Below are 14,489 nucleotides of genomic sequence, written 5' to 3' on the forward strand. Positions count from 1 at the left end.
GCCGTTGTTCAAACGCCAATCTCCTCGTTTCGCTCAAAGCCCTCAGGCAAGCCGAAGGTCTTCATGCCGCCCACCGCCGCGATCGCATTGCGCACGAAGCGGTCGTCCACCAGGTCCTTGGCGACAAACGCGGGGTCCAGGTCGGCGAGGAATTTCTTGTCGCCCTCGATCAGCGTGTCTTTCAGGCGGCGTACCAGTTCCTCGGTGTAGCTGGGGAATGGATACGGCTGGAAGTCGATGCGGTGCTCGTCCCAGTTGGCGTGCTGGATCGCGCCGTCAGCCAGGTAAGCCGCACGGTCGCTGGCAGCCGGCGCCAGGACTTTGCGCAGCACTGGTTCGGCATGCGGGGTGTAGCGGTTCTCGCCGTCCTTGGACAGCAGCTTCACCGCCTCTTCACGGTTGTCACGGGTCCAGACCTGGGCCTTGACGATCGCATTCACCACCTTCTGCGACCATTCCGGGCGGTTGGTCAGGTCATGCTCGTGCATGAACACCACGCAGCACGCATGGTTGCGCCACACATCGCCGGTAAAGCGCTGTACGCGGCCCACGTTGAGGTTTTCCGCCAGGGCGTTGAACGGCTCGGCGACGATGTAGCCGTCGATGCGCTTGCTGGCCAGGGCCGGCGGCATGTCCGAGGGCGGCAACACGATCAGGTTGACCTCGTTGGCGGCAATCGCACTCCCGGCGGCGCGGGCCACCGGGGTCAGGCCGTTGTCGCGGAACAGCTGCTGCACCACCACGTTGTGAATCGAGTACCAGAACGGAATCGCCACCGACTTGCCGCCCAGTTGCTTCACGTCGGTAATGCCCGGCGACACGGTCAAGCCCGAGCCACCCACATGGTTCCAGGCCACGACCTTGGCCGGGACCTTGCTGCCATACCGCGCCCATACGGTCATCGGCGACAGCAGGTGAATCACGTTGACCTGCCCGGAAATGAACGCCTCGATCACCTGGGCCCAACTGCGCAGCAGCACCGGGCGCTCGGCCTTGATGCCTTCGGCCTCGAACAGGCCATTGTTGTGGGCCACCAGCAACGGCGTGGCGTCGGTGATCGGCAAATAGCCGATGCGTACCGGTGCGTCCGGCTCACTGGCCGCCCGGGCCTGCAAGCTGCTCAGCAATGGCAAGGCTCCGGCGGCACTGAGCACGGCCGAGAGTTTGAGAAAGTCACGGCGCGAGTGAGTGAGGTCATCCAGACACATGGCAAGGCTCCAGCAGTTCAGGGGGTTGGGGGTCAGTGCGGCTCGCCCGCCGTAGGGTTTTGAGAATTTCGATGCGCAGGGTGCCAATGGCTTCCACCTGTTCTTCCCGCGGTTGCGGCAAGTCGATGCGCCATTCGCCGAGGGTCCGCGCCGGGCGGTTACCCAGTAGCAGAATCCGGTCGGACAACAGCAGCGCTTCGTCGATATCGTGGGTGATCAGCACCGCCGCCGAACCTTGCTCGCGATTGACCTTGAGCAGCAGGTGCTGCATGTCGGCACGGGTCACTTCATCCAGGGCACCGAAGGGCTCGTCCAGCAGCAATACCTGCGGCTGGCGTGCCAGGCAACGCGCCAGCGCCGTGCGCTGGGCCATGCCGCCGGACAGCGCCGCCGGGAACTGCTGGCGGGCGTGTTCCAGGCCTACGGCGTGGATCGCATGGTCGACGCGGCTGCGACGCTCTTCAGGGCTGAGGTGCGGCTGGCGGGCAAAGTCCAGGCCGAAGGCGACGTTCTTTTCCAGGCTCAGCCACGGCAGCAGGCTGGGGTCCTGGAACGCCACCGCCACCCGCGGGTGCGGGCCATTCAACGGCTCGCCCAGCAGGCGGATGCTGCCACCCTGGGGCGCTTGCAAACCGGCGAGCACCCGCAGCAGGCTGGACTTGCCAACGCCGCTGGGGCCGAGGATCGACACCACTTCGCCGGGCTGCAATTGCAGGTCGAAACCTTCCAGCACCGAGTTGCCCCCATAGCCCAGGCAAATTCCCTGGGCGTGCAATACCGCCTGGCTCATAGATTGGCCTGACGGTTCAACTCGGTGCGCAACTGCACCAGGCTCGGGGTCACGATCGGCACAAACGCCGACTCGCGCCAGCGCCGGGCAAAACCGCTGCCGTGGGCCGTCAGGTAGGCCTTGCCGCCGCTGGCTTGCAGCTCCAGTTGCACAGCGCTGGCAGCGATTTCCGCAAGGGCGATGCGCAGGCGGAACAACGGTACCGGCTCAGTGCCGAAGCGGCCGGCCAGCAGGCCTTTCTTCAGGTCGTTGACCGCCTGTTCCAAGGAGGTACGCAACACTTCCAGCTCTTCACGCAATACGGTGCGGCTGGAGCCCAGGTGATTGGCCACCTCCGCCAGCGAGCGCCGCGCCAGGCCGATGGACATGCCGCATTGCAAGCCCAGAAACGCCGGGCGCACGGCCGGCAGGAACTTGCGTGCATCCTCATGCAACAACCAGTCGCGGCTCAGCTCCACGGCTTCAAAGCCGAGGGCTGCGGTATTGCTCGATTGCAGACCCAACAGTTCCAGGTCGCGGGAACGTTGCAGCCCGGACACCGAGTCCGGGATCGCCAGGATAAACGGCGCGCCGCCCTGGGCATGCTCGATGGCGGCAGCCACCACAAACCCGTTCTTGCGCAGGTTGGTCACCCAGTGCAGGCGGCCATTGAGGTTCCAGCCGTCGTCGGTCGGCTCGGCGCTGATTTGCAGCGACTCGATGCCAGACAAAAACTTCATCGCGTTGGACAGCCCGGTCGCCCCGGCCAGCTTGCCGCTCAGCAGGTCCGGCAGCAGTTGCTCGCGCAGGCGCTGGTTCGGGCTTTGCAGCAGGTATTCGATAAACGAGCGTTGGCCCCAGCATACAAATGCCGACGCCAGGGAATGGCTCGCCACATCGGCGATAGCTTCCACCGCGCCGGTGACATCGCCGCCCAGGCCACCGAGGTCCTTGGGCACACCGATACGTAATACATTGGCCTCTGCCAGCCGTGGCAGCACTTCCTGCGGATCGCAACTGCCCACATCCAGGGCCTGCGCTTGAACATCGAGCCAACGGCTCAAGATTGGGTCAAGCATTCATGTTTCTCCTTGTTGCAGCATGTTTACCATCGCGAACGCTTGCGCGCCTTCAGCTAGCCGGTTTTTCCCAACGGTATTGCGCCAGTTCCGGGTTCAACGGGGTACGGGCAAACACGTTGGCGAAGTTGCACAGGGTGGCCAGGCTCACACCCAGAATAACCTCAAGGGCATGACCGTCGGTGTAGCCTGCCTCACGGAACGCGGTGTAGCCGGCGTCGCTGACATCACCGCGGGTAGCGATCACTTCACGGGTGAACGCGGCCAGTGTCTCATAACGCTCGTTGGGCAGTTCACCGCGCTGGCGCAGGGCGTCGATCACGTCTTCCGGCAGCTTGGCCTTGTTGCGCGCTACGGCAGTGTGCCCGGCGACGCAGAAATCGCAACCGTGATTGGTGGCGGCAATCAGTTGCACCACTTCGCGGTCGGCCAGGCTCAGGTCAGACTTGGCGTTCAGGCCCGACACGGTGATGTAGGTTTCCAGGGCTGCCGGGGCGTTGGCCAGCACCGCCAACAGATTGGGGATGAACCCGGAACCCTTCAGGGCATTTTCCAGAAAGGGCTTGGCCGCCTCAGGAGCGGTTTCCAGGGTTAGCATCGGTACGCGGGACATGGAGTGGTCTCCTCATGGATTCGTGTACCAAGTCTGTTGGTTATAAAAAATCCGCTCAATAGTCTAAAGTAGCGATTACTTGCTCTAGAGTCTTTCCGTTAGATGAATTCGTCCAGTTCACTCGTCGATTGGTTATTAGATAGCCTTGAACTCAACACCAGCCTGTTTCACGTCGGGCGTTACTGCGGCGACTGGCACGCCAGCACCCACGGCCTGGCAAGCGCGAGTTTTCATCTGGTGGTGCAAGGGCAGTGCTGGATGCACATTGACGGCGACTCGACCCCTTACCCATTGAACAACGGCGATGCAGTCTTCCTGCTGCGGGACCTGGCGTACCGCTTGTCCAGCGATGGCACTGCCGCCGGCGCCCAGGAATGCCCGCGCAAACCGATGCTGCCACTGGACAGCCAGGCCAGTGACGGCGTGGGCCTGGTGTGCGGGTTCTTTCACTTCCAGTCCGGGCTGTCGGCGATGATTGTCGACACCCTGCCCGCCTGGATCATCCTGCGGGCCGGTGATCCATCGCTGACCGCCGCGCGCAACCTGTTCGAACTGATCCTGCACGAATGCGAGCGCACGCCGGCGCCCTCGCCCGCCCTGCTGGAGCGCCTGTGCCACCTGCTGTTCCTGTATGTGCTGCGCCAACAGGTGCTGGACAACACCGACCTCGGCGGCCTGGCGGCGCTGGCTCGGCAACCGGCATTTGCCAACCTGCTGGAGCAGTTGATCGCACGCCCGGCCGAGCCCTGGACCCTGGAAAGCATGGCCGCCTGCACCGGCCTGTCGCGCTCGGCGTTCTTCAAGCGCTTCAATGAACTGTGCGGGCAGTCGCCGGGGCAAGTGCTGCTGATGATGCGTGTGCGCCACGCCTGCCAACTGTTCAAGCAGGACCAGACCGTAGCGGACGTGTCCCTCGCCGTGGGTTATCAATCGGTGGCGGCGTTTACCCGGGCCTTCCATAAGGTCACCGGCTTCCAGCCCGGCGCCTACCGCAAGGCTCAAGGTTGACGCTGCAACCCATTGCCCGGCCGGGCACACAACTCCACCAGCCAATCGACAAACACCCGCACCCGTTGCGACAGCTGGCGATGCGGCGGGTACAGCGCCGTCAGCGGTAACCTGGGCGGCGGCTGATGCGCCAGCACCTCCACCAGCGTGCCCGCTTCCAACTGGCGAACGGCGTGGTAGTACGGCGTCTGTACCAGGCCGTAACCCGCCTCACAGGCCGCCAGGTAACCATCGGCACTGTTGACCGCCACTTGCTTGGGCAGGTCGACCAAGCGGATGTCGCTGCCGATCTGAAACTCCAGGCCATAGCGTTTGCCGCTGGTGCTGGAGAAATACTCCACCACTTGATGGCCGGCCAACTCATCCAGCGTCGATGGCACGCCGAACCGCTGCAAGTAGCCGGGGCTGGCGCAGGTCACCTGATCCATCATCGCCAGCGGCCGTGCCACCAGCGACTCATCCAGCGCCAGGCCGCCGCGCAACACGCAGTCAACGCCTTCGCGGATCAGGTCCACCGGGCGGTCGTTGAGGCCGATTTCCAGATCAATCTGCGGGTAACGTGTGGTGAACTCGGGCATTGCCGGAATCACCAGGAAACGCCCGATCCCGGGCGGCATATCGATACGCAACGTGCCGCGCGGGTTTCGTCGGCTGGTGGAGAATACCGCCTCGGTTTCCTCAAGGTCCGCCAGCAGGCTCACGCAACGCTGGTAGTAGGCGGCACCGTCCAGGGTCGGGCTGACCTGGCGTGTGGTGCGCTGCAACAGTTGCACCCCCAGGTGCGCCTCCAGTTGCTTGATCAGGATGGTCACCGAGGCACGCGGCAGTTGCAGGCTGTCGGCCGCCCTGGCAAAGCCGCCCAACTCGACAATCCGCACAAACACGCGCATGGCGTTGAAACGGTCCACTGGCTGGTTTCCTTCAGGGATTATTTAGAATTTCATAATAGTGATAGTGGTTTTAGCCAGTTTATCCCGCTTTTGTCGAGGGCAACAATGGAGCCCTTCCCACACAGGAGCTGGACCCATGCACACACGTCAACTCGGCAAAAACGGCCCTCAGGTTTCCGCCATCGGCCTCGGCTGCATGGGCATGACCGATTTCTACACCACCGGCACCGACACCACTGAAGCCATATACACCCTGCACCGCGCCCTGGAGTTGGGGATCAACCTGCTCGACACCGCCGACATGTATGGCCCCCACACCAACGAAGCGCTGATCGGCAAGGCCATCGCCGGCAGGCGCGACCAGGTGTTCCTCGCCAGCAAGTTCGGCATCGTGCGCGACCCGGCGAACCCGGCACTGCGTGGCGTCAACGGCCGCCCGGAATACATTCGCGAGGCCATCGACGGCACCTTGAAGCGCCTGGGCGTGGAAACCCTGGACCTGTATTACCAGCACCGCATCGACCCCGAAGTGGCGATTGAAGAAACCGTTGGCGCCATGGCCGAATTGGTCAAGCAAGGCAAGGTGCGTTATCTGGGCTTGAGTGAAGCGTCGGCGGCTACCCTGGAGCGCGCCCACAAGGTGCATCCCATCAGCGCCCTGCAAAGCGAATATTCGTTATGGAGCCGCGACCAGGAAGACAACGGTTGCCTCGCGGCCTGCCAACGCCTAGGAATCGCGTTTGTGCCCTACAGCCCACTGGGCCGCGGCTTCCTGACCGGCGCACTGAAAAGCCCGGATGACTTTGCGGCGGATGACTATCGCCGGTTCAGCCCGCGTTTCCAGGGTGAAAACTTTGCGAAGAACCTGCTGCTGGTGGACCAGGTACAAGCCCTGGCCGCCGACAAGGGCGTGACCGCCGGGCAACTGGCGTTGGCCTGGGTGCTGGCGCAAGGGGATTACCTGATCCCGATCCCGGGGACCAAGCAACGCAAATACCTGGAAGAGAACGTCGCGGCACTGGAGGTCAAGCTGAGCCCGACCGAGTTGGCGGCGCTGGAGGCCATCTTCCCGGCCAACGCCACAGCCGGGCTGCGCTACCCGGAAGCGGTCATGCAGATGCTGGACAAATAATCCTGCCACGCCGGATCGGGGCTGGCTCGCCAGCTCCGCGCCTTAAATCCCTGCCCTGGGTTTTCTTGCACGATAGTGCCTCAAGCTCGCCCGTCCCAAGCCGATAGCCCTTCGAAGCTCTAACAAAGCCGCGTCGCACAATAAACGCTTCGTAAGGACGACCCCATGCCCTCATTGCGCTCTATCCAAGCCCGCTACACCCTGTTCCTGGTGCTGTTCGTCCTGTTGTTATTCGTCTTGACGGTGGTGGGCATCGGACAGTTGGTGGCCCCCAAGCTGCGCCACACCGAAGAACAGGTGGCCCTCAATCGCATTGCCGAAGTGGCCGAGCAGATCCAGGGCGAACTGAACAAGGTTCAGGCCCAGCAACGCAGCATCACCCAAACCATCCCGCTGCTGGACAGCGACGCCATCGACAAGGTGCTGCCAGGCCTGGTGGACCAGTACGGCGAATTGAAAGTGTTTGGCGGCGGCATCTGGCCCCTGCCCAACCAACGCACCCCGGGACGCAACAAGCACAGCACCTTCTGGCACCGCGATGCCTCGGGCAAGCTGGCGGTGAATACCTTCTGGAACAGCGACGCGGCCCCCAACTACTACGACCAGAGCTGGTACAAGGGCGGCCTCGCTTCGCCCCGCGGCCAGTGCGCCTGGGCGGCGGCCTACAAGGATGACGCCAGCCAGGAGCCACGCACCAACTGCGCGATGGCGATCCAGCGTGACGGCGCAGCCTATGGCGTCGCCACCATCGACGTGACCCTGGGCTTCTTCAACGACCTGGTGGCCAGCAAGGAAAAAGACCTCGGCGGGCAAATGCTGATCGTCGAAGGCGACGGCAAGATAATCAGCAACAGCACGCGCATCAGCGGCCCCGTGGTGTTGAAGAACATCAGCGAATTGGCCGGCACCTCGGCCTTTGCCGCCCAGGTCAGCGCCGGCCTGGCCCATCGTGATCAAACCCTGCAACGCAGCGAGTTCGACAACCAGGGCGTGGCCAGCACGTTCTTCATGCGCCCGATCGAAGGCACCCCGTGGTTCCTCGCCACTGCGCTGCCGACTTCGCTGATCACCGCCCAACGTGATGACGTACTGGGCACATTGGCGATGCTGCAAATCCCGATGATCCTGCTGTTGGTGCTGTTGGCGGTGTACGCCATCCGCCAGCTGGTGCACCGGATGACCGCGCTGAAGACCAATATCGACGCACTGTCCAACGGCGATGCCGACCTGACCCGGCGCATCACCATCCGCGCCGAGGATGAACTGGGGGCGATTGGCCATTCGGTGAACCGCTTTATCGTCTACCTGCAAAACATGATTGGAGAAGTGACCCTGGCCACCGGCGCCATGTCGTCGAGCCTGGCGCAATTGCAGCAGACGTCGGCCCAGACCAACCAGATCCTGGTCCGCCATGCCTCGGAAACCGACCAGACCGTCACGGCCATCACCGAGATGAGTTCCACCGCCGACACCGTGGCCGAGAACGCCGCCGAAACGGCTGCGTTCACCCAGCGCGCCAACGAGCACGCCGACCGTTCGCGGGTGGTGGTCGGCGAAGCTTCCCGCAGCGTCAGCGCGTTGATCGGCGAGGTCTCCAGCGCCACCCACACCGTGGAAAACATGCGCCAGGATGCCGCCCGCATCACCGAAACCCTCGGCGTGATCGGCGCCATCGCCGGCCAGACCAACCTGCTGGCACTCAACGCGGCCATCGAAGCCGCCCGGGCCGGCGAACAAGGCCGGGGTTTTGCGGTGGTGGCCGACGAAGTCCGCGCCCTCGCCGCCCGCACCCAGGCCAGCACCTCGCAGATCAATGAGATGCTGGCGCGCCTGACCACGGGCGTGAGTTCCTCGGTGACGGCCATGGAAGCCACCCAGGCCAGCTGCCAGTCTGCGGCTGACGCCACGGCCCGGGTGAACACGGGATTGGACGAGATGGCCGGCTCCGTCAGCCATATCAACAACCTCAGCACCCAGATCGCCACCGCCGCCGAACAGCAAAGCGCAGTGACCGAGGAAATCAACCGCAGCATGGTGCACATCCGCCACATGGTCGAAGAGCTGGTGCAAAGCGGCCACGCCACGGAGCACAACACCCAGAGCCTGCTGGATGCCAATGGCCGGGTTATTGCATTGATGGGTCGCTTCAAGGTGCGTTGAAAAAATAGCCTGAAAGCTCCCGTGCAATGCGCGGGAGCCGGACTATTCTGACAGTTCGCTCCGCCACACAGGAGGTGTGTCATGCACGCAGTTGAGCACCCGATCCGTCTGGAGCGGATCAGTCAGGAACGCTATATACAAGCCTCTATCGACGATGTTTACGACTACGTTACCCAACCGGATCGCTGGCATGAATGGCATCCGACATCCCTGGGCGCCGACACCGGTATCGCCGGCTCATTGCCTGCCGGTCATCGTTTCACTGAAACCATCGACCTGCTGGGTGTGCGGGTTCCCATGAGCTATCGCGTGCAGATTGCGCAGCGACCGCGGGAGTTCAAGACCGCGTTCACCTCATTGGCGGTCGATGGCTGTATTCATTATCTGCTGCAAGTACAGGGCAACGGCACGCTGTTCAAGCGCATCCTCACCTATGAAACCGAACTGCAACTGACCACCCTGCATGAGCGCATGATCGCACTGTCCAACCAGGCCCTTGATCAGCTCAAGCAGCGCCTGGAATCCCCGCCAGCCTGACAAAACCGTCATATCCCTCTCAGTTTTCCGACAGCACCAGGCGGTTATTCTGGTGCTGTCGGTTTTTCGTAAAACCTCGTAACAATCCCGGGAAACCCTTTTCCAAAAAGCAGGGAGAATGCCCCGCTGTTGCCCTTTATCCGATGAGATGACGATGAAAACCACCCTGCGACTGGCCGCACTGTCGGCCCTGCTCATGAGCACCCTGGCCCAGGCTGCCGAGCTGATCCCGATTGACGTGCACCGTGATGCCAACTGCGGTTGCTGCAAAAAGTGGATTGCCCACCTGGAGAGCAACGGGTTCAAGGTCAACGACCATGTGGAAAGCAACATGAGCGAGGTCAAGCAACGCCTGGGCGTGGCGCCGCGCCTGGCGTCTTGCCATACCGGCGTGATCGACGGCAAGTTCGTCGAAGGCCATGTGCCAGCCGACCAGGTCTTGGCCCTGCGCAAGCGCGACGACTTGCTGGGCATGGCGGCACCGGGCATGCCCATGGGCTCGCCTGGCATGGAGATGGACGGCAGCAGCGATGCCTATCAGGTCATCGGCCTGACTCGCGATGGCAAAGACGTGGTGGTGGCTGACTATCCGGCACGCTGATTGATGCTTGCCGGTTACCTGGGACTGTTTTTCGCCGCCTTCGGCGCCGCCACGCTGTTGCCGATGCAATCGGAGGCGGTGCTGGTGGGGCTGTTGATCAGCGGGCACTACAGCCTGTGGTTGCTGCTCGGGGTTGCAACGGCCGGCAACGTAGTGGGCTCGGTGGTGAACTGGCTGCTGGGCCGCTCGGTCGAGCGCTTCAAGGATCGACGCTGGTTTCCGGTCAGCCCCAGGCACCTGGAAAAGGCCCGTACTCATTACCAGCGCTGGGGCCATTGGTCGTTGCTGCTCAGTTGGGTGCCGATCATTGGTGACCCGCTGACCCTGGTGGCCGGGGTCATGCGCGAACCGTTCTGGCGGTTCCTGGTGCTGGTGACCCTTGCAAAAGGGGCGCGCTACGGGGTACTGGCCATGCTCACCCTGCACTGGATTTAATCTCCCGTTAATCCCCTCGCCACAGCATCCGGGCACTGTTCCCGGAGCTCTAACCATGTCCAAGATCCGCTCTCTGTGCGTCGCCAGCCTGTTGCTCGGCAGCGCCCTGCCCGCCTTCGCCGCCGAAGAAGGTCCGACCTACGGCCCCGAGCTGCAAGGCTTCCAATACCCGTACCCGGTAGAGCACTTCACCTTCCAGTCCCAGGGCAAATCCCTGCAGATGGGCTACATGGACGTGCCGGCCAAGGGCAAGGCCAACGGGCGCAGCATCGTGCTGATGCACGGCAAGAACTTCTGCGGCGCCACCTGGGATGAATCGATCAAGGCCCTGAGCGACGCCGGCTACCGGGTGATCGCTCCCGACCAGATCGGTTTCTGCACCTCCAGCAAGCCGGACAATTACCAGTACAGCTTCCAGCAACTGGCGATCAACACCCATCAACTCCTGGAAAAACTTGGTATTCAGAAGGCTACCCTGCTCGGCCATTCCACCGGCGGCATGCTTGCCACACGCTACGCCCTGCTCTATCCGCAGCAAACCGAACAACTTGCACTGGTAAACCCTATTGGCCTGGAAGACTGGAAGGCCATCGGCGTGCCCTACCGCAGCGTTGACCAATGGTACGAGCGCGAGTTGAAACTGACCGCCGAAGGCATCCGCCAATACGAGCTCGACACCTACTACGTCGGCCGCTGGAAGCCTGAATACGACCGCTGGGTCGATATGCTCGCCGGCATGAACAAAGGCCCCGGCCACACCCAGGTGGCGTGGAACTCGGCGCTGATTTACGACATGATCTTCACCCAGCCGGTGTACTACGAGTTCAAGGACCTGCAGATGCCCACCCTGCTGCTGATCGGCACCTCCGACAACACCGCCATTGGCAAGGACCTGGCGCCACCGGCGGTCAAGGCGAAGCTCGGCAACTACGCGGTGCTGGGCAAGCAAGTGGCCAAGCTGATTCCCCACGCCACCCTGGTGGAATTCCCGGGCCTGGGCCATGCACCGCAAATGGAAGAGCCGGCACAGTTTCACAAGGCACTGTTGCAAGGGCTGAACGCCCTTTAATCCAACCTTTTTCGAGGCATGCGTGAATGTCGGTACAGATCGCAGTGATTGATGATTGGCAGAATGTGGCCAGTGGCGTGGTGGACTGGTCAGTCCTGGCGTCGGTCGGCCAGGTGCACTTCCTCCACGATTACCCGGCGGACACCGCCACGTTGATCGAGCGTTTGCAGGGGTTCGAGGTGATCTGCGTGATGCGCGAACGCACCACCTTCGACCAGGCTCTGTTGCAAGGCTTGCCCAGGCTCAAGTTGCTGGTGACCGGCGGCATGCGCAACGCCGCCATCGACATTCCTGCGGCCAAGGCCCTGGGTATCCAGGTAGGCGGCACTGACAGTTACAAGCACGCCGCCCCGGAACTGACCTGGGCACTGATCATGGCGTCCACCCGCAACCTGCTGGCCGAAGCCAATTCCCTGCGCGCCGGGGGTTGGCAAGTGGGCCTGGGCGGCGATTTGTACGGCAAGACCCTGGGGATTCTCGGACTGGGCAGCATTGGCCAGAAGGTCGCCAAATTTGGCCAGGCTTTCGGCATGCGCGTAATTGCCTGGAGCGAAAACCTTACCCCAGAGCGCGCTGCCGAAAGCGGCGTGACCTGGGTCAGCAAGCGCGAGTTGTTTGAACAGGCGGACGTGTTGTCGATTCACCTGGTGCTCAGCGACCGCAGCCGCGGGCTGGTGGACGCCGAAGCGTTGGGCTGGATGAAACCTACGGCGCATCTGGTGAACACGGCACGCGGGCCGATTGTCGATGAGGCCGCCTTGATTGACGCCCTGGCCAATGGCCGGCTGGCGGGCGCGGCACTGGACGTGTACGCCCAGGAGCCGCTGCCAGCCGGGCATCCATTCCGCCAGTTGCCCAACGTATTGGCCACCCCTCATGTGGGGTACGTCAGCGAGCAGAACTACCGCCAGTTCTACCAGCAAATGATCGAAGACATCCAAGCCTGGGCCAAAGGAGTGCCCCTTCGCGCACTAAGCTAGTGCACACATTTCACCTCCCACTCCCCCCCGTAGCAGCTGTCGAGCCTCAGCGAGGCTGCGTCGGGCGCACTGCCGATCCTGAACCGGAGCGCGCTCGACAGCTGCTACCGGGCTCATGAAAAAAATTTGTCCTACAAAAATACCCCACAGACCCCACAGGCTCTGGGATCTGTCCTAGACTCATGACCGATGGGTCCGATCCAAAACAAAAACCCCGCAAAAAATCGAAACTTTCCAACTCTGCCACAGGTCAGGTTTAAGGTAAGGCGAGTGCTGACGGTTCATACCGAACGCCCGTCCATCCACTCTATTTAAGACTCCAGCACAACTGGCATAAGGCTTGCCAGTCTGTGTAGCGCTTGTGCGCCTGGCCGCAGGACGCGGTCAACCTTCGCTGATTGCCATATGCCATCAGCCGACCAGAACTCGGGAGAGAACTATGATCAGTGCCGCTGTAGATACTCAGGGAGAGCGTTTTAGTCAGCCGGTTGGCGGGCCGACCTCATTGGCCGACCTTCCCAACACGGTGCGGCCGGTCCCACGTGTGAATCCCAATCGCAAAAAAGTGCTGTTTGTCACTTCCGAACTGGCCGACCTGGTGAAAACCGGCGGCCTGGGCGACGTTTCCGCCGCACTGCCCCGCGCCATGGCGCACCTGCACGATGTGCGCGTGCTGATCCCCGGCTACCCGCAGGTGCTGGACAGCGACAACCCGATTCATATCATCGGTGAGCTGGGGGGCCACGCCGCGCTGCCACCGTGCAAGATCGGGCGCATGGACCTCAAGGACGGCCTGGTTATCTACGTGCTGATCTGCCCCGAGCTTTACGAGCGCGAAGGCACGCCCTACGGCGCCAACAACGGCCGCGACTGGCCCGACAACCATATCCGCTTCGCCCGCCTGGGCCTGGCCGCCGCCGATATTGCCGCCAACCTGGCGCAGATCCACTGGTGTCCGGACCTGGTGCACGCCCATGACTGGCCAGCAGGCCTGGCGCCAGCCTATATGCACTGGCGTGGGTCACGCACTCCAACGCTATTCACCATTCATAACCTCGCCTACCAGGGCGTGGTCAGCCTGGCCTCGTGCCCGGAACTGGGGATTCCCGAACACGCCTTGCAGCAAGAAGGCATGGAGTTCTACGGCAAGCTGTCATTCCTGAAGGCCGGCATGGCGTATTCCAGCCATATCACCACGGTCAGCGCCACCTACGCCCAGGAAATCACCACCCCCGAATTTGGCTGCGGTCTGGATGGCTTTCTCGCCAGCAAGACCCAGCAAGGCTTGCTCAGCGGCATTCCCAACGGCATTGATGAAAGCTGGGAGTCGTCCACCGACCCGCACCTGACCCACCCTTTCAACATTGGTGACTGGGAAGGCAAGGCACAGAACGCCGCCCATGTGCGCAACCTGTTTGGCTTGCACGACTCCACCGGCCCGCTGTTCGCCGTGGTATCGCGCCTGGTCTACCAGAAAGGCCTGGACCTGACCGAGGCGGTCGCCAGTTTCATCGTCGAAAATGGCGGCCAGATCGCGATCATCGGTCGCGGCGAGCCGGAAGAAGAGCAAGCCATGCGTGCCCTGGCCCTGCGCTTTCCCGGCCAGATCGGCGTGCGCATCGGCTTCAACGAGACCGACGCGCGCCGCATGTTCGCCGGCAGCGACTTCCTGTTGATGCCATCCCGTTACGAACCCTGCGGCCTGAGCCAGATGTACGCCCAGCGCTTCGGCTCGTTGCCGGTTGCACGCAACACCGGCGGCCTGGCCGACACCATCGAGGATGGCGTCACCGGCTTCCTGTTCAACGAATCCACTGTCGAAAGCTACGAAGCGGCCCTGAGCCGCGCGTTCAAGGTCTTCGCCTTCCCAGGCTTGCTCAACGCCATGCGTTGCCGGGCTATGGCCGCACCGTTCAACTGGTGCCAGGCAGTGGAACCCTATGCCGAACTTTATGAGCAACTGGTAGCGAAAGCGCTGGGAAGATCGGGGAAACAGTAAAAAGAGGTC

At 62.7% G+C, this 14,489-nt stretch carries 14 protein-coding genes; 9 read left to right on the forward strand and 5 right to left on the reverse strand.

Annotated elements, in window-relative coordinates; translation table 11 throughout:
• Positions 1 to 8: 8 nt before the first annotated feature.
• The 4 genes from HX814_RS12095 to HX814_RS12110 are packed head-to-tail and all read right to left on the reverse strand — an operon-like array spanning position 9 to position 3,669.
• Positions 9 to 1,208 (reverse strand): ABC transporter substrate-binding protein, encoded by a 1,200-nt coding sequence (locus tag HX814_RS12095; protein WP_010171568.1) that lies wholly within the window; start codon positions 1,206 to 1,208, stop codon positions 9 to 11.
• A complete protein-coding gene (locus tag HX814_RS12100) occupies positions 1,195 to 1,998 on the reverse strand; it encodes an ABC transporter ATP-binding protein (RefSeq protein ID WP_102605551.1) in 804 nt (267 codons plus the stop codon). Before HX814_RS12100 ends, HX814_RS12095 begins: the two co-directional genes overlap by 14 nt.
• Entirely contained in the window at positions 1,995 to 3,056 is a 1,062-nt protein-coding gene (locus tag HX814_RS12105; RefSeq protein WP_003207563.1) for an acyl-CoA dehydrogenase family protein, read from the reverse strand. The genes HX814_RS12100 and HX814_RS12105 overlap by 4 nt, the downstream gene beginning before the upstream one ends.
• A 52-nt stretch (positions 3,057 to 3,108) precedes the next feature.
• On the reverse strand, positions 3,109 to 3,669 hold the full coding sequence (locus HX814_RS12110; RefSeq protein ID WP_003207562.1) for a carboxymuconolactone decarboxylase family protein: 561 nt from the start codon (positions 3,667 to 3,669) through the stop codon (positions 3,109 to 3,111).
• Positions 3,670 to 3,771: 102 nt separating this feature from the next.
• Between HX814_RS12110 and HX814_RS12115 the strand changes: the two genes are divergently transcribed.
• A complete protein-coding gene (locus HX814_RS12115) occupies positions 3,772 to 4,677 on the forward strand; it encodes an AraC family transcriptional regulator (RefSeq protein ID WP_177008552.1) in 906 nt (301 codons plus the stop codon).
• Here HX814_RS12115 and HX814_RS12120 read toward each other — a convergent pair.
• Positions 4,668 to 5,585 (reverse strand): LysR family transcriptional regulator, encoded by a 918-nt coding sequence (locus HX814_RS12120; RefSeq protein WP_177015419.1) that lies wholly within the window; start codon positions 5,583 to 5,585, stop codon positions 4,668 to 4,670. The two genes, HX814_RS12115 and HX814_RS12120, sit on opposite strands and share 10 nt — an antisense overlap.
• Positions 5,586 to 5,703: 118 nt before the next feature.
• Between HX814_RS12120 and HX814_RS12125 the strand changes: the two genes are divergently transcribed.
• The 8 genes from HX814_RS12125 (at position 5,704) to glgA (ending at position 14,480) form a co-directional block, all read left to right on the forward strand.
• Complete coding sequence (locus HX814_RS12125; RefSeq protein WP_177008553.1) at positions 5,704 to 6,699, forward strand: aldo/keto reductase; 996 nt, start codon at positions 5,704 to 5,706, stop codon at positions 6,697 to 6,699.
• Between the two features lie 165 nt (positions 6,700 to 6,864).
• A complete protein-coding gene (locus HX814_RS12130) occupies positions 6,865 to 8,859 on the forward strand; it encodes a methyl-accepting chemotaxis protein (RefSeq protein WP_087692367.1) in 1,995 nt (664 codons plus the stop codon).
• Positions 8,860 to 8,940: 81 nt separating this feature from the next.
• A complete protein-coding gene (locus HX814_RS12135) occupies positions 8,941 to 9,396 on the forward strand; it encodes an SRPBCC family protein (protein ID WP_003207553.1) in 456 nt (151 codons plus the stop codon).
• Between the two features lie 154 nt (positions 9,397 to 9,550).
• Positions 9,551 to 9,997, forward strand: a complete 447-nt coding sequence (locus HX814_RS12140) for a DUF411 domain-containing protein (RefSeq protein WP_177008554.1) — start codon at positions 9,551 to 9,553, stop codon at positions 9,995 to 9,997.
• A gap of 3 nt (positions 9,998 to 10,000) precedes the next feature.
• On the forward strand, positions 10,001 to 10,432 hold the full coding sequence (locus tag HX814_RS12145) for a YqaA family protein (protein ID WP_177008555.1): 432 nt from the start codon (positions 10,001 to 10,003) through the stop codon (positions 10,430 to 10,432).
• A gap of 55 nt (positions 10,433 to 10,487) precedes the next feature.
• Positions 10,488 to 11,501: an alpha/beta hydrolase gene (locus tag HX814_RS12150; RefSeq protein ID WP_177008556.1), complete on the forward strand. Its 1,014-nt coding sequence runs from the start codon at positions 10,488 to 10,490 to the stop codon at positions 11,499 to 11,501.
• A 26-nt stretch (positions 11,502 to 11,527) separates the two neighbouring features.
• Entirely contained in the window at positions 11,528 to 12,481 is a 954-nt protein-coding gene (locus HX814_RS12155) for a D-2-hydroxyacid dehydrogenase family protein (RefSeq protein ID WP_177008557.1), read from the forward strand.
• Between the two features lie 439 nt (positions 12,482 to 12,920).
• Positions 12,921 to 14,480: a glycogen synthase GlgA gene (gene glgA, locus HX814_RS12160; protein ID WP_087692372.1), complete on the forward strand. Its 1,560-nt coding sequence runs from the start codon at positions 12,921 to 12,923 to the stop codon at positions 14,478 to 14,480.
• Positions 14,481 to 14,489: the final 9 nt, after the last annotated feature.

The organism is Pseudomonas sp. C8002, from assembly GCF_013385765.1.
GTDB lineage: Bacteria > Pseudomonadota > Gammaproteobacteria > Pseudomonadales > Pseudomonadaceae > Aquipseudomonas.

Bases quoted from the DNA above. Each gene is read 5' to 3' on its own strand.
- HX814_RS12095 (WP_010171568.1), bottom strand. From the start codon at position 1,208: ATGTGTCTGGATGACCTCACTCACTCGCGCCGTGACTTTCTCAAACTC.
- HX814_RS12100 (WP_102605551.1), bottom strand. From the start codon at position 1,998: ATGAGCCAGGCGGTATTGCACGCCCAGGGAATTTGCCTGGGCTATGGG.
- HX814_RS12105 (WP_003207563.1), bottom strand. From the start codon at position 3,056: ATGCTTGACCCAATCTTGAGCCGTTGGCTCGATGTTCAAGCGCAGGCC.
- HX814_RS12110 (WP_003207562.1), bottom strand. From the start codon at position 3,669: ATGTCCCGCGTACCGATGCTAACCCTGGAAACCGCTCCTGAGGCGGCC.
- HX814_RS12115 (WP_177008552.1), top strand. From the start codon at position 3,772: ATGAATTCGTCCAGTTCACTCGTCGATTGGTTATTAGATAGCCTTGAA.
- HX814_RS12125 (WP_177008553.1), top strand. From the start codon at position 5,704: ATGCACACACGTCAACTCGGCAAAAACGGCCCTCAGGTTTCCGCCATC.
- HX814_RS12130 (WP_087692367.1), top strand. From the start codon at position 6,865: ATGCCCTCATTGCGCTCTATCCAAGCCCGCTACACCCTGTTCCTGGTG.
- HX814_RS12135 (WP_003207553.1), top strand. From the start codon at position 8,941: ATGCACGCAGTTGAGCACCCGATCCGTCTGGAGCGGATCAGTCAGGAA.
- HX814_RS12140 (WP_177008554.1), top strand. From the start codon at position 9,551: ATGAAAACCACCCTGCGACTGGCCGCACTGTCGGCCCTGCTCATGAGC.
- HX814_RS12145 (WP_177008555.1), top strand. From the start codon at position 10,001: ATGCTTGCCGGTTACCTGGGACTGTTTTTCGCCGCCTTCGGCGCCGCC.
- HX814_RS12150 (WP_177008556.1), top strand. From the start codon at position 10,488: ATGTCCAAGATCCGCTCTCTGTGCGTCGCCAGCCTGTTGCTCGGCAGC.
- HX814_RS12155 (WP_177008557.1), top strand. From the start codon at position 11,528: ATGTCGGTACAGATCGCAGTGATTGATGATTGGCAGAATGTGGCCAGT.
- glgA (WP_087692372.1), top strand. From the start codon at position 12,921: ATGATCAGTGCCGCTGTAGATACTCAGGGAGAGCGTTTTAGTCAGCCG.